Raw genomic sequence first — 19,330 nt, forward strand, 5'->3', positions numbered from 1 at the left:
CGTCGTCAAACGCGCGATCTCCAAGTACAACGCCAAAGGCACCATCGACCGGACCAGCTACAAAGCCACCATCAGCATCGACATCCTGACCACACCAGACCCGTGACAGGAATCCGCAAGCTCTATCTACACGGCATTGGGTCTAGTTCAGCGCGTCGCCGAAGAGGAAGTTGCCGACGTGGTGCGGGTCGGTGGAGGTGTAGAAGCCGCGGAAGGCCGACAGCACCTCGGCTTCCGACAGCACTCCGTCCCGGTCGGTGTCCAGCTTCTCGAACGCGAACCGTGCGGCCGGCTCGGTGGAGCCGAAGGCGCGCTGGAAGTCCCAGAACTCCGCTGCCGAGATCCGCCCGTCCCGGTCCCGGTCCATCAGCCGGAACACCGCGTGCGCCGCCGGAGCCAGTACGTCGTCGAACGCGCCCGGTGCCTGGGCCAGCAACCGCATCCCGGCCCGGTACTCGTGCCGCTGGATCTTCCGGTCCCTGTTGGTGTCGAGGTCCGCCACCAGGGCCCGCCACCAGCCCTGGGCCGCGGCCAGCATCGCCGTCGCCTCCGGTGCGTCGAACGCCGCCCCCGAGGCGTCGATCACCCGCGACGCGAGCCCCAGGATGTCCGTCGCGTCGATCACCCCGTCCCTGTCGAGGTCGGCCTGCCCGAAGCAGACGTCGATCTTGCGGTCCAGCAGGGCGTCGGCGGCGGTGGTCATGGCGGGTTCCTCGTTCCGTGGGTGCAGGTGGTGCGGTGCCCGGTGAGCCTAGGCAGTGGCGTTCACGAGGTGCAACCGCGAGGCCACGTATGCGTGATCGGACAGCTGATCGCACCGCGCGCGACCGCCCGGGGTCCGAGGCAGGCTCGCCCGGGTGCCCCGGGTTCATGGCCGGCCGGGTCGGGTGACAGCATCGGACGCATGTTCCAGCCCGCACCCCCACTGCCTACGGCCGCGCCGCTCACCGCCGAGGCCGCGGAGCGCTGGCACGCCGCCCGTGCGGCCCACCGCTGGGACAGCCGCTGGCTGGTCCTGCTGCCGGTGGCCCTGTTCGTGCTGGTCGCCGCCCGGGCCGACGGCCTCGACGTGGCCGGTGCCCCGCGCTGGTACGAGTCGGAGGACGTGGTGCTCGCGGCCCTGGTGGCCCAGGCGCTGGCGCTGCTGGCCCGCCCCAGGGGGCTGCCGCTGACGGCGCTCGCCCTGATTCCGGTGGGCTGGTACGTCCCGGGCGTCCCCGACGAGTTGACCCGGTGGGCGCTGACGCTCGCACAGACGGCCCTGGCGGCCCTGCTGATCACCGCCGCCCTCGGCCGTCAGCGGGCCCGGCAGCAGCTCACCGACCTCATGGGCCCCGAGGTGCCGTACCCCTGGACGGCCGCGGGCCAGCCCTCCCCGTTCGCCGAGCACCCCGTCCGGCCGGTCGGGCGCCGGGTGGTGGGCCTGGTGCTGCTCGGCCCGGCGGTGACGGCTCCGCTGTTCGACCCGAGCCTGCTCGTGACGGCCGCCGGGGTCGGCGGGACCGGCGTGATCCTGCTGGCCTCCGCCGCCAAGGCGGTCCGGGTCCGGCACTCACTGACCGAACGCCCCGGCGCGCCCGCTGTGCGCGTCCTGTTCCAGTTCGACGGCGGCCCGAAGGCCGGGCCGTTCTTCGGCGGCCCGCGCTGGGAGCTGACGCTGCGCGAGCAGCACACCTGGGCGGACGGCCGTTGGGGCGGGGAGGACGTAGCCGACGACGACGAGGACGAGGACGACGAGGACGAGACCGATGGCGAGGAGGCGTACGGCCCGGTCGCCGGCCCGCCCCTGCCCGCTCTGCTCTACCAGGGACCGGACGGCCCCTACGCCCAGTTGCTGGTCCTGCCCCCGGAGGACGACCCGGGAACCGGGAACCCGGGTACGACCGGCACGTGGACGGCCGTCGTCTGCGCCCCCGAAGTCCGGCCGGCCGGCCCCGTCGCTGCCGGGGACCCCGCCGCCCCCGCCGACCCGGGGGCCCCTGCCGAAACCCCGACCGTGCCGATGGCCGCCGGGGTGTGGGAGATGCCGCGTCCGCTGCGCCTGTTGTGCGGACCGGCTGCCGCGGTACTGCTGGCCGTCCTGGGCGTGCTGCGCGCCGAGCCCGGCTGGTGGAGCGGGCTGCTGCAGCCCCTGCTCATCGGCGGCATCGCACTGGTCGGTGTCGTCTCCCGGCTCGGCTGGCAGGCCGCCGTCGACCGTGACGGCGTGACGGTGTCCGCCGGCCTCGCCCGTCGCCGGGCGGGCTGGGAGGAGATCACCGCGGCCACGGCCGAGGGCGGCCGGCTGTCCGTCACCGTCCGCGACGCCGGTGCCCTGGAGTTCGGCGGCCGGGTCGCCTCCTGGTTCGGCGTCCAGGGGTTCGACGCCGCCGCCCTCGCCGCCGGTGTCGGCCATGCCACCCGTCACCCGGAACTCCGCCCCCGGGAATCCCGCCCCGGCCCGCTCGGCCACCCGGACCTGCTCGTCAACCGGATCTCCCTGACGGCCTATCTGGTCTTCACCGTGCTGCACTTCCTGGCTGTCCGGGGCGGTCTCTAGTCCTGCCGTGCGGGCGGCGCCGGGGCCCTGGCCGGGGACACCCGGGCCCGGGGCGGCCCGCGGTGAGTCGGGCTGACCGGCCCCTCGGTGGCACCGGGTGCCGAAGCGTGGGACATCACTCGACCAGGGGGTCACCGCCCTGTCGCTCGCAGCCGAGGACTCCGACGACGGTCAGCTTCCCCGGCAGGTCCGGATCGTCGGCCGAGCCGAGGAGCGCGCACTGCCAGACGGTGTCGGATTCCTTGTCCATGATGCTTCCCGCGCCTTCGTAGCCGCTCGGACCGCCCGTGCAGCCCGACCCGGCCACGCGGTTGATGTCGTCGACCAGGACCGCCTGGCAGGTGTAGGCGGGCTCCGGCGCGGCGCTCGCCGAGCCGACGGCAGGGAGTGCAACCGCGGCGAGGAACGTGAGCGTGAACGTGCCGCGGGTGAGGTGGGTGCGCATGTCGTCTCCTGGGCGAAGCGGGTGGATGCAGGTAGCGCCGATCCAATCAGCCGCCACGCGTGTGGAGCCGGGAAGCACCAGGTCGTGGGCGTTTCACCGAACACCGCCCGGTACCGGAGGCCGAGTCGGCGAGCTGCCCGAAGCACGGGAGGCGGCGGGGCCGCCCGTCTGCCGGCCGTTCCCGCTTGCCCGACTTCTGCCGCCGCGCCCCGCCGTTCCGGCCGCACGGGGTCTCACCGGGTGCTCCGCCATGGGCGGAGTTCCCCGATTCCGTGAGCGGGGCGTGCGGGTGACGTCCCGTTCGGAGGGCCGGTCCCACGGCGGAGCGTGCGCGACTGGTGCACCGGTCCCGGGACATACGCGGGACCACGGCCTCATGTGGGTGCCGCGGTGAATTCCTAACGTAGGAGCACGCGTTGAGCGATCGGTCCGGGGATCCGGCCCGGCGCTCCCCGCTCATCGGGCCGGGTCCCTTCCCGGCTCGTGTGTTCGACACAGAACCACCGGAGGTCCCAGATGAGTTGGAACCAGTTCGTGCTTGCGTCGGCCGGCGGTTCGTCGCTGTCGAGCCGGGTCGCCGCGGTCTCCCGGATCGACGGAAGCATGGAGGTTTGGTGGGTCGCCTCGGACGGCTCGGTCCAGGGGGCGTACTGGTACGACGGGTCGCCGTGGCGGCGCTACCAGCTCGCGCCGCCCGGCAGCGCCTCCGCCAACGGCGGCATCGCGGCCGTCTCGCGCATCCCCGGGAGCATGGAGGTCTTCTTCGTCGGCGGGAACGGTTCGGTGCAGGACCGGTTCTGGTACGAGGACGGCACGTGGCAGGGGTTCGAGTTGGCCCCGCCCGGCAGTGCCTCCGTCACCGGCGGTGTCGCGGCCGTCTCGCGCATCCCCGGCAGTATGGAGGTCTTCTTCGTCGGGGCCAACGGCTCCGTGCAGGACCGGTACTGGTACGAGGGAAGTGCCTGGCAGGGGTTCGAACTCTCGGCCCCCGGAACCGCGTCGACCATCGGGGGGATCGCTGCGGTCTCGCGGATTCCCGGGAGCATGGAGGTTTTCTTCGTCGGCGGGAACGGTTCGGTGCAGGACCGGTTCTGGTACGAGGGCGGCGCGTGGCAGGGGTTCGAGCTCTCCCCTCCGGGCAGTGCCTCCGTCACCGGCGGCGTCGCTGCGGTCTCGCGGATTCCCGGCAGTATGGAGGTTTTCTTCGTCGGCGGGAACGGTTCGGTGCAGGACCGGTTCTGGTACGAGGGCGGCACGTGGCAGGGGTTCGAGCTGGCTCCCGCCGGTAGTGCCTCCACCCACACCGGTGTCGCTGCGGTCTCGCGGATTCCCGGCAGTATGGAGGTCTGGTTCGTCGGGCCCAACGGCTCGGTGCAGGACCGGTTCTGGTACGAGGGAAGTGCCTGGCAGGGGTTCGAGCTGGCCCCGCCCGGAAGTGCCTCCGTCACCAGCGGCATCGCGGCCGTCTCCCGGATCCCCGGGAGCATGGAGCTCTGGTTCGTCGGTGGCGACGCCTCCGTCCGGGACCACTTCTGGTACGACACGTCGAGCAGGAACTTCGACCAGGACGTCACCACCGACATCGCGATCGGAGGTTCGGCGCACGTCGTGATGCGCCAGGACGGCTTCTTCTCGTTCAGCACGCACGCGCACGACAGCGGCTTCGACAACATCGACTACACGATCAGCGCCGCCGTGATGACGCCGGACGGGACCGTGTTCACCTTCCAGCACTCCGGCCACACCGAGGGAACCGTCGCCGGCCTCCCCTTCGGCACGCCGGACCGCAACGACGACTTCACGTTCGTGGGCAACAACCCGCAGATCACCGAGAAGTGGGACGGCATCCTCAACGGCACCTTCAAGGCCGACCTGGATGCGACGGACACCCTCGCGGCCGGCGTCACGGGAGCTCTCGGCGACCTCGTGAAGGCGATCGTGTCCGCGGCGGGCAAGGCCGCGGCCGAGGCGGTCATCAAGCTCGTGTCCTGACCCCCGGACCGCCCCGACCTCAAGCGCCCCGAACCGCCGCGCCCCCGGGCCGGCCCGCCCCGAACCGCCCCGCTCCGAACCGTCGGCCCGGCTCCGTTCCCAGGAGCCGGGCCGGTACGCGGTGCCACCAGGGGTACCTGTGTCCCCCGACCCGGGTGGTGCCGCTCTGCCCGGCGCGCTCGTCGTGATTCCCGAGGGTGACCAAGGGGTCTGGCGGGAACGGGGGAACGAACGAACGGGAACGGGCCCGGCGTGTTGCCGCGGGCCCGTTCCGTTCTCGCCCGGAGGCCGTACGTGTCCGGCGACGGCTGATCAGGGCCGCTGGACGGGGCGGTGGACGGTGAGGTCGCCGTAGGCCGGCAGGACGCCCGCCAGGTCGCCGGGCTTCTCCTTCAGGACGGTGTCGAGGAAGGCGAGGGTGGCTGCGGCGACGATGCGCGGGCTCTCGGTGCGGCCCAGGGAGCCGACGATCGCGGGCACGGGCGGCAGGTACAGGGGGCCGTCCATGAACGTGAGGTGCGCGGCGCCGGGGACGGTGAGCCGGTAGCTCGTCGCGGTGGCGGACCCGAGGGCCTCGGTGAGGCGGGGGAGGTAGCGCGAGTCGGTTCCGGGGGTGACGGCCTGGGTGAGTGCGAGCGCCGGCTGGGTGAGCGAGGGGGAGGTGGGGCCGTGGGGGTAGCCGTCGAGATCGACGACGGCGTCGAACCGGCGATCGTTCCGGGCCGCCTGCAGGGCGGCGGCGCCACCCATGGAGTGGCCGGTCACCGCGGCCCGGCCGGTGTCCAGACGTCCGTTCAGCGGGTCGGCGGTCTCACCCCGCTCCAGACCCTCCAACCGGGTGAGGACGAAGCCGAGGTCGGCGGCCCGGACCGCCGTCCAGTCGGCGGCCAGCTCCTCGTCCTTGTCCCGGTCGCCGCTGGAGGAGATCTCGGTGGTGATCGTCCGGCCGTCGGCGAGGACGACGGCGGAGGAGTCGTACGGGTGGTCGAGGGCGGCGACCACATAGCCGTGGCTGGCCAGTTCCTCCGCCCAGGCGGTGTTCTGGGTGCGTACGCCGCCCGACCCGGGAGAGAACAGCACGACGGGGAACCGTCCCCCCGTACCCTCGACCGGGGCGTCGACGACCGCATGGGTGCGGGCACGCGGAACGCCGTCGATCAGGAATCCCGGTAGGCCGACCCCGTGGGCGAGGGCGTCGGAGACGGTGCGCGCCTCCTGTTCCGTGCGTCCGAGGTACTGGGCGCGCTGCGTCCCTGCGGGGCTCTTCCGGGCGGGGTACCAGAGCTGGACCACGACGGTGCGCAGGTCGTCCGGATCGGCGGTGAAGGTCTCGGGGCGGCGCGGGTCGGTCCACTGCACCACGCGGGTGCCGACCGCGAAGTCGCCGGACGGTTCGGGGAACACGGGTACGGGGAAGGCCCAGGCGGCCACCGGGCCGCAGGAGATCAGACCGATGCAGACCGCCGATCCCGGCAACGCCAGCCACCAGCGGGCCCGCCACGCCGGCCTGGCGGTTCGGCGTCGTAGCAGGGGGGAGACGGCGAAGGGCAGCGCGAGGGCGGCGCCCGCCAGGACCGGCACTACCTGCCAGCGGATCCCCGTCGCACTCACGACCGTCGCGGACAGCAGGAGGAGCGCGCCCGCCGCGATCGTGACGCGTGGGCGGGCGGCGGGGGGTATCCAGCGCGCCACCACCAGGACGACGGCGCTCAGTACGGCAAGGACTTCCGGAAGGGACATGTTCAGTCCCGGGATGATCTCGTTCACCCGGCCATACTCGGCGCCGGGCATGCGTCGCCACATCGCTCCCGGGTCGCCGCCGTGTGCGACCGGGGTCGCAATCCGCGGCGGGTCCGCGTGCCACCGGAGCAGCAGTCGAGCACGCCGGACGGGTGGCCGCTTTGCGACCCCGGGAGGTAACGGGACTCCTCCTGGGGTCGTACGTCGCCACGGCTCCCTCCGACGGTGGACTCATGTGCTCCGTGGGGCCGGCGGCCTACGCTGGCAGGGCTGCGGTACGTGCCGGGCAGCGCGAGGCGCACGGTCCCCGTGACCCGTCCCGATCCGGTGGTGCGCGCCGGCGGCCCCGGCCGGGGCCGCCCTTGATGCCGAATCGACAGGGACGTGTGATGACCGAGGTGGCTGCGGAACCCGGCAAGGCCCACCGGGTACGCCACCGGGACCGGGACCACACCCGCGACCGGGACCAGGTGCGGGACCGTGTACGGGACCGGGTGCTGGTGCGACGGGCGCGGGCAGGCTCCCGGCCCCCGGGGACACCGGCCCGACCTCCGCGCGAGCGGAGCGACCGGTGACGGCAGCCAGGCGCTGGGGCTCCCGGCTGCCGCCCACGGCATGGGACGCGCTGCTGCCGACGCTCCTCCTCCTCAACGTCGTCACCACCCGTGCGCCGCAAGAACTGCCGACCGACCTGGCCCTCACCGCCGCCCTCGCGCTGCCCCTGGTGTGGCGACGCCGGGCCCCGCTCACCGTGTTCGGCGCCGTGACCGCGGCAGCCTTCGTCCAACTGCTGGTGGACGTCCAACTGCCCGCCGACATCGCCCTGCTGGTGGCCCTCTACACGGCGGCCGCGCACACGGGCCGGCGCGGCACGCTCGTCGCCGCTGCCGTCGTGGAGGCAGGCGCCCTCCTGGCCTGCCTGCGCTGGGCCTCGGAAGGCGCGTTCCTCACCCCCTTCGTCGCGCTCACCGCGATGGCCGTCGCCGCCGCCGTCCTCGGGGTGAACGTGCGGACCTCGCGCGCCTTCCTCGCGGCTCTGGAAGAGCGGGCCGCACGCCTGGAGCAGGAACAGGAACAGCAGGCCCGGCTGGCCGTGGCCGAGGAACGGACCCGCATCACCCGGGAGATGCACGACATCGTCACCCACAACCTGTCCGTCATGGTCGCGCTCACCGACGCCGCCGTCTACGCGCAGCACCGGGCACCCGACAAGACCACCACCGCGATGCTCCAGGTCTCCGAGACGGGCCGCCAGGCCCTGACCGACATGCGGCGCTCGCTGGGCCTCCTGCGGACCGACGAACCGGACGCGGAGCGCCACCCGCTGCCGGGCATCGCCCAACTGGAGACCCTCGCGGACCAGATGTGCACAGCCGGGCTGCCGACCCGCCTCGAAGTCCGGGGCGGCCACACCCACATCCCCGCCACCGCCCAACTCACCGTCTACCGCCTGGTACAGGAAGCCTTGACCAACGCCCTCAAACACACCCCCACCGGCACCCACGCGACGGTCCGGATACAGTGCTCGGCCGAGACCGTCACCGTGGACGTCACGGACAGCGGTCCCGGCCGGCCGCCCCGCGCCGCGACACCCTCCGGCCACGGCATCCCCGGCATGCGCGAGCGTGCGACCGCCTACGGGGGGAAGCTGCGGGCCGGACCGCTCCCGGGCGGCGGCTGGGGAGTCCACACCCGTCTCCTCCTCGACAGCGGCGGAGCGGCGTCCGCATGACGATCCGCATCCTGATCGCCGACGACGAGGCGCTGCTCCGGATGGCCTTCGGCACGGTCCTGGAGGCCCAGCCCGACATGGCACCGGTCGGCGAAGCCGCGGACGGCCTCCAGGCCGTACGCCTCGCCCGGGAACTGCGCCCCGACGTCGTCCTCATGGACGTCCGGATGCCAGGGACCGACGGGATCGAGGCGACCCGACAGGTCATCGAGGTCTCCCCGCAGACCAGGGTGCTGATCCTCACCACCTTCGACCTGGACGAGTACGCCTTCGCCGGACTCAACGCGGGAGCCTCGGGCTTCCTGCTGAAGAACACCAGGCCCGAGGAGTTCCTCACCGCGATACGCAGCATCGCCGCAGGCGACGCGGTGGTCTCCCCGCGGATCACCCGACGCCTGCTGGAGAGCCTCCGCCCACACCTGCCCGACGGCGGCAGCACCGAGTGCGACGAGCGGCTGGACCGGCTCAGCGCCCGTGAACGCGAGGTGCTCGTCCAGGTGGGCCGCGGCCTGTCCAACACCGAGATCGCGGCCACCCTCTACCTCGCGGAGGCGACCGTGAAGTCCCACCTGGGGCGCATCCTGCACAAGCTCGAACTCCGCGACCGGATACAGGCCGTGGTCTTCGCCTACGAGAGCCGCCTCATCCACCCGGCGTGACACGGTTCACTCGGCGTGACCTCGGCGCCGCAGTCCCGACGGCGGCGTCCTCGGCCCGTGGTGTCGGCCCGTGGTGACCGGGGCCCTGAAGTGCGGTGCACCGAACGGCGGCTGCGGATCGTGATCACGGTCGTCCGGACGGGTCTGCCGCGTCTGCCGGAGTCTGTCGGGGTCTGCCGGGGTCTGCCGGGGATGATCGGCGTCGAGCGGGCGTGGCCGTCCGCGTCCGGTGTCCCGGCCGTCGGCGCCGCCCGTCCTGCCGCGCTCCGCCCTGCGGCGGCCCCTACCCCCTGCGGGCGACAACGGCCAAAGGGGTGATCCACGGCCAATCCGCATGATTACCCAAGATTGCTGCGAGTTGGACACTCAATCATGAACTCTGAAAAGCAAATCCATATCGGACATATTAATCGCATTCACCTGCACTGCCGGAATCGGCGCCGAGTGGTTGTCAGATCCTTGCCAACTCGACTAGGTAATCGATGTGCAGGCGTGTACGATCCCTTCACGTTGGCTTCACCCGTGCCCAGAAAGTCCGGGGAGGAGCTGTCTTCATGGTCGTGTGGCATGTGCGAACCACTCCCGACACTCTCATTGCGATGCGGAGCAGGAAGGAATTCCTGATGCTGCATCCCTTTTTGATCCTGCAGCTGACAGCGGGATTCCCGGGAAAAGAGTTTGCATGTCGATCCGTCAAATATCCATCTCCTCAGCGGTTCGCGCGCTGCTGACCATTGCTCCTCCCTGCCCGCTCGCCACCGCACAGTTCGAGTCCGGAGCAGCGGATCCGCGGCAGGCGGAGGGCGCCGCAGGCGAGGCCGTGCAGCGGGAGGAATCGCAGATTCCGGACGAGGCGGCCGCCGAAGCCGCAGAACCCCGGGAACCGGCCGTGCTGACGGCACCGGATCTGATGGTGTGGGCACGGCGTGAGCGTGAGGAGGAGTTGCTCGGCTCGCTCGCCGGCGTCACCCGGTACCGGGACAACGTCGTCGAGTCGCACAGGGACCTGTTGCCCGACGCTCGCCGCAACGGCAACCTGGCCGAGGTGGCCGATGCGCTGGAGGAGGCCGGCGTCGCGTACGGTCTGGTGCCCGGCCGGCGTCTGCGCCACCGACTGGCGATCGCGCCGGGTGACCGGGCGGCGGCGGTTCGCGCCCTGGCCGCGGCGTTCGCAGGCCAGGCGGTCTACGCCGACCTGCTGGAACACGGCCGTACGCTGGGCACCGTCCTGGCCGAGCAACTGCCCGGCGCCCTCACCGCGTTCGAGGTGCCTCCGGCCCCGCCCCGGGCAACTGTGGACACCCGGGACGGCTCCGCCCACACCGCGTCCTCCGCCGGTGCCGACGAGGACGGCCGACAGGACACGGACACGGACGCCGAGGAGCAGTCGCCCCCGGACCGGGTGAAGGGCGTACGGGTCTACCGGCCCGCAGCCGTCGGCTCCCTGCTGTACGGTCCCGAGATCGGCTGCGACGTCGAGTTCTGGGACTCCGCTGCCCCCTCGCCGGGCGCGATCGCCTCGATCGGCGAGACCCCGTTCGGCTGGTGGGTGCCCTCCCTCGCGGCCACCGCCACCGCCACGGTGGCCGGGCGGACCTATCCACTGCTCGACGTCTTCGCCACCGCCCTGCCCGACCAGGTCGACTTCCCGGTCGACGCCGTGATCACCTGGGTGGACGACTCCGACCCCGCCTGGCAGGAACGCCGGGCCGCCGCACGAGCCCGACTGGCCCACACCGCCGCGCCCATCGCACCGGAGGACGGCGTGGCCGCCAGCGGCATCGCGGGCGACGCCGACCAGCGCTTCCGCAACCGCGACGAACTCAGGTACTGCCTGCGCGCGCTCGCCTCCCACGCGCCGTGGATCCGCCGCATCTTCCTGGTCACCGACGACCAGGTCCCGCACTGGCTGGACACCGGCCGACCAAACCTGACCGTCGTGTCGCACCGCGAACTGTTCGCCGGCACCGGCGCCGACGGGGTGTTCAACTCCCACGCCATCGAAACCCGGCTGCACCTCATCCCCGAGCTCGCCGAGCACTTCCTCTACATCAACGACGACGTCTTCCTCGGCCGCGCCCTGGTCCCGGAGGACTTCTTCCTCGGCAACGGCATGCCGAGGTACTTCCCGGACAACCGGATCATCCCGCCCGGCGAAGCCGCACCGGACGACTCCGTCTACGCCGCCGCCCAGAAGAACACCCGGACGACCCTGGCCACCGCCGTGGGCAAGACCTACCCGCGCACCCTCAAGCACGCCCCGCACCCGCTGCTGCGCAGTGTGCTGGCAGAGAGCGCGGAGCGGTTCGCGGCCGAGCTGCACGACACCGTCCGCTCGGCGTTCCGGGCGGCCACCGACCTCGCCCCGGTCACCCTGGCCGTCCACTACGCCCACGCGACCGCCCGCGCCGTGGAAGGACACCTCTACGACGGCTACTTCGTCACCGACAGCACCGAGGACCTCGCCGGGCTCGCACAGGTGCAGGAGGAACGCTGGGCGGACTACTTCTGCCTCGCGGACGGCACCCGGGACCTTCTGTCGCCGCAGGAACAGGACGCGGCCGTCACGGGCTTCCTCCAGGACTACTTCCCCGTTCCCTCGCCTTTCGAGGTGTCCGAACCGGCCCCCGCAACAGACAGATCGGGGCAGCCCGCACACCGAACCGCACCAGCATCCGTGTGACCTCGTACCCGCCCCGGCGGGGAGACCTTCGGGCGCCGAGGCGGCCCGGCATTCCGGATGGGGGGCGGACCCGGGCGGACCCGGTACCGGCGGCCGGCTGCTTTCGCGCCTGACGACAATGCGATAATTCCCCCGGTCAACGCCCCGAGGGCGGACGCATCCGGCGTTTGCGGGGAACGGGGTACAGGGTGGGGCGGGTAACGACGGCTGCGGTGGCCCTGGTCGTCGCGGTGTCGCAGACGTGGACGGTCCCGCCCGCACCGTCCTCCGCATCGGACGGCGCGTCAGGGCCGCCGACCGCGCGCCCCGACGGTCGGCCGGCGACGGTCGTCCAGATCGTCGCGCATCAGGACGACGACCTGCTCTTCATGAATCCGGACCTGTCCAGCAGCATCCGGGCCGGCTTCGAGGTGACCACCGTCTACATCACCGGCGGCGCCGCCGGGGCCGGGGCGGCGTATGCCGCCCACCGGCAGGACGGCATCCGGCTCGCCTATGCCCGGATGGCGGGCGAGGCGGCCGGAACCGGGGCCGGCGGCTGCGCCGACGATCCGGGGGTGGCCTGCTGGGACCGGGAGGACTACCGGCCCGTGCCGGGCGGTCCGGTCGCCGAGCGCTTCACCCTGCGGGCCGACCGGTCGTTGCAGCTCGTCTTCCTCAGCCTCCCCGAGTACGCGGATTCGGCCTACCTGGGCGGGAACGCCCTGCGCCGGTTGTGGGAGAGTCGGGACAGCGCCGAGCCCGCCGAGACGACGACGCTGGACATGGACGGGCCCGCCACCCTGTGGCCGCAGGTCTACAACGGTGCGCGGCTCATCGACGTCCTGGGGGCCGTGCTGGTCGACCAGGACCCCACGCTGGTGCGGGTGCAGGATCCGGCGCCGGACCCGATGCTCTGGAACCACCACGCGGAGCACGACCACCCGGACCACATCTCCGCCGCGTGGTTCGCGGACGCGGCCGTCGCGGCCTACACGGCGACCGGACGCAGGGGGGTGGTGGTCGAGCACTACCGCGACTACAACACCTGGTCCTCCCCGGCCGTCCTCCCTTTCACGGAGACCGCCACCAAGCAGGCCACCTTCCGTACCTACACCGAGCGGGACGCCAACATCCCCACCGGGGCGGCCTTCGCCGTGAGCCCGTACGCGAGTTGGCAATCCAGACAGTACCTGCGCTACCCGCGCTCCACCCAGGCGGTGGCCGCCGACCGCACGGGCGCGCTGCACGCCTTCGCGGTGGAGAGCGGCTCGCTCCACGAGTGGGCCGAGGACGCGGACAAGACGTGGCAGGGCCCGGTCGTGGACGGCGGCCCCGGGGGGCCGCTGGCGGCCGGTGTGACGGTGGCCCGCCGCCAGGACGGCGGGCTGGAGGTGTTCGGCCAGCGCTCGGACACCGGCGAGATCGTCTCCTGTGTGCAGGGTCCCGCCGGCGGGTGGGTCTGGCACAGCCACGGCAGCCCCGACGTCGTCGCGGGCCCGCAGACCTCCAAGCTCGCCAACCGTGCCCTCCAGGTGAGCGTGCCCGTCGTGACCGCCGACGGCGACGGACGGCTGCAGATGTTCGTCCGCAACCGGAGCGGCGGCATCAGCACCAAGGGACAGACCGCACCGAACGGGGCATGGAGCAACTGGGCCGAGCTCGGGGGGACCGGAGTGCAGGGCGCACCCACGGCCGTGACCACCCACGACGGGCGGATCGAGGTGTTCGCCGTCACCGTGAAAGCCGCCTCGCGCCCGAGGGTGCTGCACTGGTCCCAGCCCGAGCCCGACGGTGCCCTGGTCCTCGACCGCGACTTCCCCGACATCGCCCCGGTCGGCGGCATCAGCGCGGCCACGACGTCCGGAGGTCGACTGGCGCTGTACTACCGGCAGGTCTCGGGTACCGACCCGGTGCCCGGGCGGAACGCGTACTCCTACACGATGAGCCTCGTCCAGGCCGCACCGGACGGTCGGTGGACGCCCGGGGCCGGGCCGGTCGGCAACGGACCCGATCACGGCGGCACCGGTGAACCGGCCGTCGTGTCCCCGGGCGCCACGACCGAGCCGCGAACGGTGGTGGCCGTGCGCAACAGGAACGGCGGGCTCAGCGTCAACCGCCAGGGCACCGACGGCCGGTTCGGAGACTGGACCGACCTCGGCGGCTTCGTCATCGGCGTGCCGGCCGCGGGCATCGACCGCGACGGCCTCACGGACCTGGTGGTGCTCGGCCCGGACGGCCGTCTCCACCACAACCGGCAGCGGACGGACGGCTCGTTCGGCGCGTGGAGCAGCGTCGGAGATCCCTGATCTCCCTACGGTCGTCCCAGGCGGTCGACCCCGGGCGGGAGAAAGCTGTATCGCCCGGGGCGGGGCTACTTCTCTGCGGCCCGGCGTTGGGCGGCGGCGAGTACCAGGGCGGCCGCGCAGGCGAGCAGTGCTGCCACGATCACGGCCGCCCAGCCGCGTCGGAAGCCGTCCAGCGCGGCCTGTGGCCCGTCGGGGGTACCGATCAGGCTGACCGTCAGCGCTACGCCCACCACCGCGCCGATCTGCCGGGCCATCGTGGTGATCGCCGAGCCGGTGGCGAAGCGGGTGGGCGGCAGCGCCGCCGCGGCGGAGCCGACGAGGGTGGGCAGGGTCAGCCCCACGCCCAGGCCGGTGAGCAGCAGTCCGGGCAGCAGTTCGGTGGTGTAGCCGGGCCGGACTCCGATGGTGGTGGTCCACCAGCCGATGCCTGCGGCGAAGAGCAGTGTGCCGAGCGCGGCCAGCCGTCCGGGGCCGAGCCTGCGTACCAGCGCGGCGCTGCCCAGTGCGACCGGCGGTACCAGCAGCGGTCCGGGGGCGATGGCGAGGCCGGTGCGCAGCGCCGAGTACTCCCAGACCTGCTGGCACCACAGGACCGAGGTGAGCAGCATGCCGGCGAAGGCGAGGGTGAACAGCAGCGCTGCGGTGTTGGCGGCGGCGAAGCTGGGCACGCGCAGCAGGGGCAGTTCGATGATGGGGGCGCGGTGGTGCGCCGAGCGGCGCAGGAACCAGCCGGTCAGCAGGGCGGCTGCGAGCAGGCTGCCCAGGACTCGGGGTGAGCCCCAGCTCCATTCGTCGCCCTTGACCAGGGCCACGGCGAGGGTGGCGATGGCGGCGGTGAGCAGTCCGGCGCCGAACAGGTCAGGCAGTGGTCCGTCCTCCTTGCCGCGCAGCCCGGGCAGTACGCGGGCCCCCACGGCGATGGCGGCGATGCCGACCGGGACGTTGGCGAGGAATATCCAGCGCCAGTCGGTCTCGACCAGCAGTCCGCCGAGGACCGGTCCGAGTCCGGCGGCGATCCCGCCGATCGAGGCCCAGGCCCGGACGGCGCCGGGGCGTTCGGCCGGGGGAGTGGCATCCAGCAGCAGCGCCAGTGAGGTCGGCATCAGCGCGGCCGCGCCCGCCGCCTGGACCACCCGGGCGGCGTCGAGCCAACCGACGGACGGGGCGAGTGCGCAGAGCGCGGAGGCGATGGTGAAGACGGTCAGTCCGGCGAGGAACACCGTCCGGTGGCCGATGCGGTCCGCCAGCCGTCCGGCGGGGACCAGCAGTGCGGCGAAGACGATGGCGTAGCCGTTCAGCACCCAGGACAGGGTGGCCAGGCTGCTGCCGTGGAAGTGCTGCTGCATCGCCGGGACGGCGACGTTGACGATGAACAGGTCGAGGTTCGAGACGAAGACCGCGGCGGCGACCACCAGGAACGCGGCTCGGCGGTGGGGCCGGTCCCGGTCGGTCGGTGCGCCTACTGGGTTTGATATTCCAACTATGTCCACGGGGCGGAACGCTAGCGGTAGTGGGTTTGAATCCGCAACCTAGGTGGCAGGCCGGTGGAGTGGTCCCGCTCCGTCGCAGCCGCACGGGCTGCGAGGTCGCGTACGTCCGCGGTCCACGGGGGGCCGGAGCCGCGAACCCGTCGGTGCGGAAGGCGGAGAGTCCTCCTCGTGATCGCGCACACGTGAAGTGCGGTGGCCTCCGTCGGAGGCGGGGCCGGACCGACGGAGATTCCCGGCGACACGGCGTCTCGATTGGTCTAGGGTCCGATGCGAAAGCAGATCTTCCTCTGCGGTGATCGTGGTCTGGTGTGAGAAGGGATGCGGCGGCCCGGCAATGACGTATGAGCCGAAGGCCTGGTACGGCGCCAGAACCTTCTATCGATGGCCGACTTCGGAGAACCGGCCCTACGAGGAACGTGTCGTGCTGTTCCGGGCGCGGTCGCTCGACGAGGCGGTCGAACTGGCCGAGCGGGAATCGGCCGAGTACGCAGGGGAGGGCGGCTTCGAAGTCCTCGACATGGTGCAGGTCTACCGGATCTGCGACGGCGACGAGGAGGTGGGCGCAGGTACGGAAGTGTTCTCCGTGCTGCATGCACTCGACCTTCCGGCGCACGAATTCCTCGACCGCTACGACTCGGGACCGGCACACACTCGAATCTGTGAGTGATGTTCTTCCCGGTGTTCGGTCCGGTAGCAGGTGAGCTCGTCTCCTCGGCCGGTCCGGGCGAGTTCGAGGACGTCGTGCGGCCGAGGAACGCCGGGGCGTCAAGGCCGGGCTCCGGTCACCGTGCCCCGGCCTGTCGGACCGACGTGGCAGGATCTGTGCCGGAACACCCCGACAGCCCGACAGCCCGACCGAGAGCGAAGCGCGCCCCGTGAACCCCGTCTCCGAGCAGTACCGGCCCGCCATGTCCTGGGACCGCTTCTGGCAGCTCGTCGAACGGCTCGGGGTGGCCGAGGGCGGCCGCGTGAACTGCGCCGACCTGGACGACGCCTGCGAGGACCTCGCCGCCGTCCTTGCCGAGGAGCCGGTCGAGCAGATCCTCGGCTTCGGCGAGCGCATCGCGGAGGCGCTCTTCACCCTCGACCGCGCGGAGTTCGGCACCCTCCCGGTCCTCGGCATGACCGAGCCGGGCGGTTCCCCCTTCCCCCAGTCCGACGACGGCTTCCTCTACTCGCGTGCCGCCGTCGTCGCCGCCGGCCGCCGCACCTACGAGAGCGTCCTCGGCCACCCCGAGCGTTTCGCCCCCTTCACCGACCTGCACGCCGAGGCCGTCCTCTGCATCCACGAGGAGGCGTACGAGCAGGCCACCGGCGAGCAGTGCGAGCACGTGACCTTCCACGACTACGAGACCTGCTCGAACGAAGCCGGCTGGCCTATGGTGTTCGCATGACGGCGACGGGCGCCGGCGCCACTCCGGCCGGCTCTGCCGGCATGCACGGAACGACCTGCCCGCGTTGTGAGGAGGCGGCGGACGTCAGCGTGTTCCGGGAGAACCGCAGGCCGGTCGCCCGGGGCAGGGGTGTTGTCCGGTTCCTGGCCGCAGTGGTCCTCGCGGTCATGGGCGTCGAACTCCTTCTCCGGGGAAACCCGAACGCCGCGGCTGCCGCTCTCGCCGCGTCCGCCCTGTCGGCGGGCTGGTGCGCGAAGGCCCTCGCAGTGATCCGTTCCCGGGAGTCGGTCGCGGTTCTGCAGTGTCACCACTGCTCGCTGCGCGCGTCCCTCGGCAGTTGGCCCGGCCCGAACCGGGTGGCCCGGGGGTAGCGACGCCCTGTCCGACGGGGAACCACCCTGCCCCCTCGGGTAGTTGGACAGGCCGACCCGGTCGGTCGCCGGCCGCGACGGCGTCCCGGACGTTCCGGCCCCGAGGCAGCGGACATGCACCCCGGACGAGGTCCGGCGGACACCGGCGCCGTCCGAAGTGCCGTGGAACGGGCGGTTGGAACGGACGGCTGGAACGGGACCGGGCCGGGCGTGCGCGGGGGTCAGAGGAACCGGCGGATGGGTTGGACGGCCAGTTCGCGGGCCCGCTGCAGGACGGGCCGCCTCTTCCACCGGCCGGCGCTGATCGGCTCGCTCAGCGCGACGTCCTCCTCGAAGTGCTGGTCGAGGAGCGCGGTGAACCGCGCGTCGAGGACGGCGAGCATGACCTCCTCGTCGTGGTCGAGGGAGCGGCGGTTGAAGTTGGTCGACCCGATCAGCGAGGCCACACGGTCGACGGTGATGACCTTGGCGTGCATCATCGTCGGCTGGTACTGGTAGATCTTCACGCCGCAGGCGGTCAGGGCCTCGTAGTGGTGCTGGCCGGCCAGCTGGCAGACCCGCTTGTCGGTGAACGGTCCCGGCAGCAGGATCTCCACCTCCACTCCGCGGCGGGCAGTGGCGCAGAGCAGCTCGATGAAGTAGGTGTCGGGGGAGAAGTACGCGGTGCAGAGTCGGAAGCGTTCCTCGGCGGATTCCAGCATGACCCGCATCAGGGTCTGCATGTCCTGCCAGCCGAAGCTGGCCGAGCCGCGTACGACCTGCACGATCGCGTCGCCCTGCGGGCGGTGGTCGATGAACCGGTCCCGCTCGTCGAAGAGCTCGTCATGGCACTCCGCCCAGTTCTGTGCGAACGCCGCAGCGAGACCGTCCACGGCAGGCCCGCGGACCTCCACGTGCGTGTCGCGCCACTCGTGCTCGTTGCGCGCGTTGCCGCACCACTCCTCGGCGATTCCCACCCCGCCGGTGAACGCGCTCTCCTCGTCGACGACGAGGACCTTGCGGTGGCAGCGGTGGTTCTGCTTGAGCGGCGAGAGGTACAGCGGCTTGCGGAACCAGGCCACCTGTACGCCGGCCCGCTCCATCGCGCCGAGCTGATCCGCCTCGATCAGCCGGCTGCCGAAGCCGTCCAGCAGCAGCCGCACCCGCACGCCGGCCCGGGCCCGCTCGGCGAGCGCCTGGGCGAAGTCGCGGGCGATGTCGCCCTTCCAGTACACGAACGTCATCATGTCCACCGTGTGCCGGGCACGGCGGATCCCGGCCAGCATGGCGGCGAAGATCTCGTCCCCGTTGCGCAACGGCGTCAGTGCGTTGCCCTCGGTCGCCGCGATCCCGATCAGGCGCTCCAGGCGCCGGCGTATCCGCGCCGTAGGCTCCTCGGCGGACGGCAGGCCCGGGGCTCCGAGGGCCCTCGAATCCGGTTCGGGCGGTTCCTGTGTACTGATCATGACATCCTCTGGCCCGAACGAGAAGGAAACGGTTGGAGGTAGCCGCGCCCGGTTCGGCGCGGGTCGAACGGCGGGGCTGAACGGCTAGGCGACTGTACCCGGCGACCCGGCCCGGAGACCCGTCCGGACCGCGGACGTGGTGGCGGGCCCCGGCCTTGGGTCTGGTCGGGGCCCGCCACCACGATGTGTCTCGTGGGACGTTCAGTGCTTGAAGGCGTCCTTCAGGTGCTCGCCGGCCTGCTTGGCGTCGCTCTTGGCCTGGTCGGTCCTGCCCTCGTTCTCCAGGCGCTTGTTGCCGGTCAGCTTGCCGACGCCTTCCTTGATCGCGCCCTTGGCCTTCTCGCCGGTGTTCTCGATCTTGTCGTCGGTGCTCATCGTGATCTCCTCGACGTGGTGGTTCGGTGCTGACGTGGGGTCGTCTGCCCTCGTCGGGCGGAAAGATTCCCAGGAATATGAGCTGTTCGGCGGGGCAGCCGGTCCTCCGACACTGACTACGGAGGTCGACTCATGGTTCCGCTTCTCATCGTCCTGCTGCTGGCTCTGCTCCTGTTC

Annotated in this window: 15 protein-coding genes; 9 read left to right on the forward strand and 6 right to left on the reverse strand. The window is 72.1% G+C overall.

What is annotated here, in order from left to right; genetic code table 11:
• Positions 1-142: 142 nt before the first annotated feature.
• The gene (locus PUR61_RS02450; RefSeq protein ID WP_329875113.1) at positions 143-703 is read right to left on the reverse strand and encodes an EF-hand domain-containing protein; all 561 of its coding nucleotides are present in this window, start codon (positions 701-703) and stop codon (positions 143-145) included.
• A 201-nt stretch (positions 704-904) separates the two neighbouring features.
• On the opposite strand from PUR61_RS02450, the gene PUR61_RS02455 reads away from it, so the two are divergent.
• A complete protein-coding gene (locus tag PUR61_RS02455) occupies positions 905-2,539 on the forward strand; it encodes a hypothetical protein (RefSeq protein ID WP_329875115.1) in 1,635 nt (544 codons plus the stop codon).
• Between the two features lie 115 nt (positions 2,540-2,654).
• Here the strand turns inward: PUR61_RS02455 and PUR61_RS02460 are convergent, their stop codons facing one another.
• Positions 2,655-2,984 (reverse strand): hypothetical protein, encoded by a 330-nt coding sequence (locus tag PUR61_RS02460; RefSeq protein ID WP_329875117.1) that lies wholly within the window; start codon positions 2,982-2,984, stop codon positions 2,655-2,657.
• Positions 2,985-3,500: 516 nt separating this feature from the next.
• Between PUR61_RS02460 and PUR61_RS02465 the strand changes: the two genes are divergently transcribed.
• Positions 3,501-4,976 carry a hypothetical protein gene (locus tag PUR61_RS02465; RefSeq protein ID WP_329875119.1) on the forward strand — a complete coding sequence of 492 codons (1,476 nt, stop codon included), beginning with the start codon at positions 3,501-3,503 and terminating at the stop codon, positions 4,974-4,976.
• A gap of 312 nt (positions 4,977-5,288) precedes the next feature.
• On the opposite strand, the gene PUR61_RS02470 is transcribed toward PUR61_RS02465, so the two are convergent.
• The gene (locus PUR61_RS02470; protein WP_329875121.1) at positions 5,289-6,779 is read right to left on the reverse strand and encodes an alpha/beta hydrolase family protein; all 1,491 of its coding nucleotides are present in this window, start codon (positions 6,777-6,779) and stop codon (positions 5,289-5,291) included.
• Between the two features lie 508 nt (positions 6,780-7,287).
• Between PUR61_RS02470 and PUR61_RS02475 the strand changes: the two genes are divergently transcribed.
• From PUR61_RS02475 to PUR61_RS02490, 4 genes are all read left to right on the forward strand, one after another.
• Complete coding sequence (locus tag PUR61_RS02475) at positions 7,288-8,448, forward strand: sensor histidine kinase (protein ID WP_329875123.1); 1,161 nt, start codon at positions 7,288-7,290, stop codon at positions 8,446-8,448.
• Complete coding sequence (locus PUR61_RS02480; RefSeq protein ID WP_329875125.1) at positions 8,445-9,107, forward strand: response regulator transcription factor; 663 nt, start codon at positions 8,445-8,447, stop codon at positions 9,105-9,107. Before PUR61_RS02475 ends, PUR61_RS02480 begins: the two co-directional genes overlap by 4 nt.
• A 682-nt stretch (positions 9,108-9,789) precedes the next feature.
• Positions 9,790-11,790 carry a Stealth CR1 domain-containing protein gene (locus PUR61_RS02485; protein WP_329875127.1) on the forward strand — a complete coding sequence of 667 codons (2,001 nt, stop codon included), beginning with the start codon at positions 9,790-9,792 and terminating at the stop codon, positions 11,788-11,790.
• Between the two features lie 212 nt (positions 11,791-12,002).
• Complete coding sequence (locus tag PUR61_RS02490) at positions 12,003-14,078, forward strand: PIG-L family deacetylase (RefSeq protein WP_329875129.1); 2,076 nt, start codon at positions 12,003-12,005, stop codon at positions 14,076-14,078.
• Between the two features lie 65 nt (positions 14,079-14,143).
• Here PUR61_RS02490 and PUR61_RS02495 read toward each other — a convergent pair whose 3' ends face one another.
• On the reverse strand, positions 14,144-15,490 hold the full coding sequence (locus PUR61_RS02495) for an MFS transporter (RefSeq protein WP_329875131.1): 1,347 nt from the start codon (positions 15,488-15,490) through the stop codon (positions 14,144-14,146).
• 370 nt (positions 15,491-15,860) lie between these two features.
• Here PUR61_RS02495 and PUR61_RS02500 point away from each other — a divergent pair, with 370 nt between their 5' ends.
• The 3 genes from PUR61_RS02500 (at position 15,861) to PUR61_RS02510 (ending at position 17,333) form a co-directional block, all read left to right on the forward strand.
• Positions 15,861-16,235, forward strand: coding sequence for a hypothetical protein (locus PUR61_RS02500; RefSeq protein WP_329875134.1), 375 nt, complete (start codon positions 15,861-15,863; stop codon positions 16,233-16,235).
• A gap of 208 nt (positions 16,236-16,443) precedes the next feature.
• Complete coding sequence (locus PUR61_RS02505; RefSeq protein ID WP_329875136.1) at positions 16,444-16,962, forward strand: DUF4240 domain-containing protein; 519 nt, start codon at positions 16,444-16,446, stop codon at positions 16,960-16,962.
• Positions 16,959-17,333: a hypothetical protein gene (locus PUR61_RS02510; RefSeq protein ID WP_329875138.1), complete on the forward strand. Its 375-nt coding sequence runs from the start codon at positions 16,959-16,961 to the stop codon at positions 17,331-17,333. The genes PUR61_RS02505 and PUR61_RS02510 overlap by 4 nt, the downstream gene beginning before the upstream one ends.
• A 221-nt stretch (positions 17,334-17,554) precedes the next feature.
• Here PUR61_RS02510 and PUR61_RS02515 read toward each other — a convergent pair whose 3' ends face one another.
• Positions 17,555-18,778 carry a phospholipase D-like domain-containing protein gene (locus PUR61_RS02515; protein WP_329875141.1) on the reverse strand — a complete coding sequence of 408 codons (1,224 nt, stop codon included), beginning with the start codon at positions 18,776-18,778 and terminating at the stop codon, positions 17,555-17,557.
• Between the two features lie 201 nt (positions 18,779-18,979).
• Entirely contained in the window at positions 18,980-19,153 is a 174-nt protein-coding gene (locus tag PUR61_RS02520; RefSeq protein ID WP_329875143.1) for a CsbD family protein, read from the reverse strand.
• Positions 19,154-19,330: the final 177 nt, after the last annotated feature.

It is taken from the genome of Streptomyces sp. BE20 (genome assembly GCF_036322525.1).
Classification (GTDB): Bacteria; Actinomycetota; Actinomycetes; order Streptomycetales; family Streptomycetaceae; genus Kitasatospora.

Bases quoted from the DNA above. Each gene is read 5' to 3' on its own strand.
- PUR61_RS02455 (WP_329875115.1), top strand. From the start codon at position 905: ATGTTCCAGCCCGCACCCCCACTGCCTACGGCCGCGCCGCTCACCGCC.
- PUR61_RS02510 (WP_329875138.1), top strand. From the start codon at position 16,959: ATGACGGCGACGGGCGCCGGCGCCACTCCGGCCGGCTCTGCCGGCATG.
- PUR61_RS02480 (WP_329875125.1), top strand. From the start codon at position 8,445: ATGACGATCCGCATCCTGATCGCCGACGACGAGGCGCTGCTCCGGATG.
- PUR61_RS02520 (WP_329875143.1), bottom strand. From the start codon at position 19,153: ATGAGCACCGACGACAAGATCGAGAACACCGGCGAGAAGGCCAAGGGC.
- PUR61_RS02465 (WP_329875119.1), top strand. From the start codon at position 3,501: ATGAGTTGGAACCAGTTCGTGCTTGCGTCGGCCGGCGGTTCGTCGCTG.
- PUR61_RS02470 (WP_329875121.1), bottom strand. From the start codon at position 6,779: ATGTGGCGACGCATGCCCGGCGCCGAGTATGGCCGGGTGAACGAGATC.
- PUR61_RS02515 (WP_329875141.1), bottom strand. From the start codon at position 18,778: ATGATCAGTACACAGGAACCGCCCGAACCGGATTCGAGGGCCCTCGGA.
- PUR61_RS02450 (WP_329875113.1), bottom strand. From the start codon at position 703: ATGACCACCGCCGCCGACGCCCTGCTGGACCGCAAGATCGACGTCTGC.
- PUR61_RS02485 (WP_329875127.1), top strand. From the start codon at position 9,790: ATGTCGATCCGTCAAATATCCATCTCCTCAGCGGTTCGCGCGCTGCTG.
- PUR61_RS02460 (WP_329875117.1), bottom strand. From the start codon at position 2,984: ATGCGCACCCACCTCACCCGCGGCACGTTCACGCTCACGTTCCTCGCC.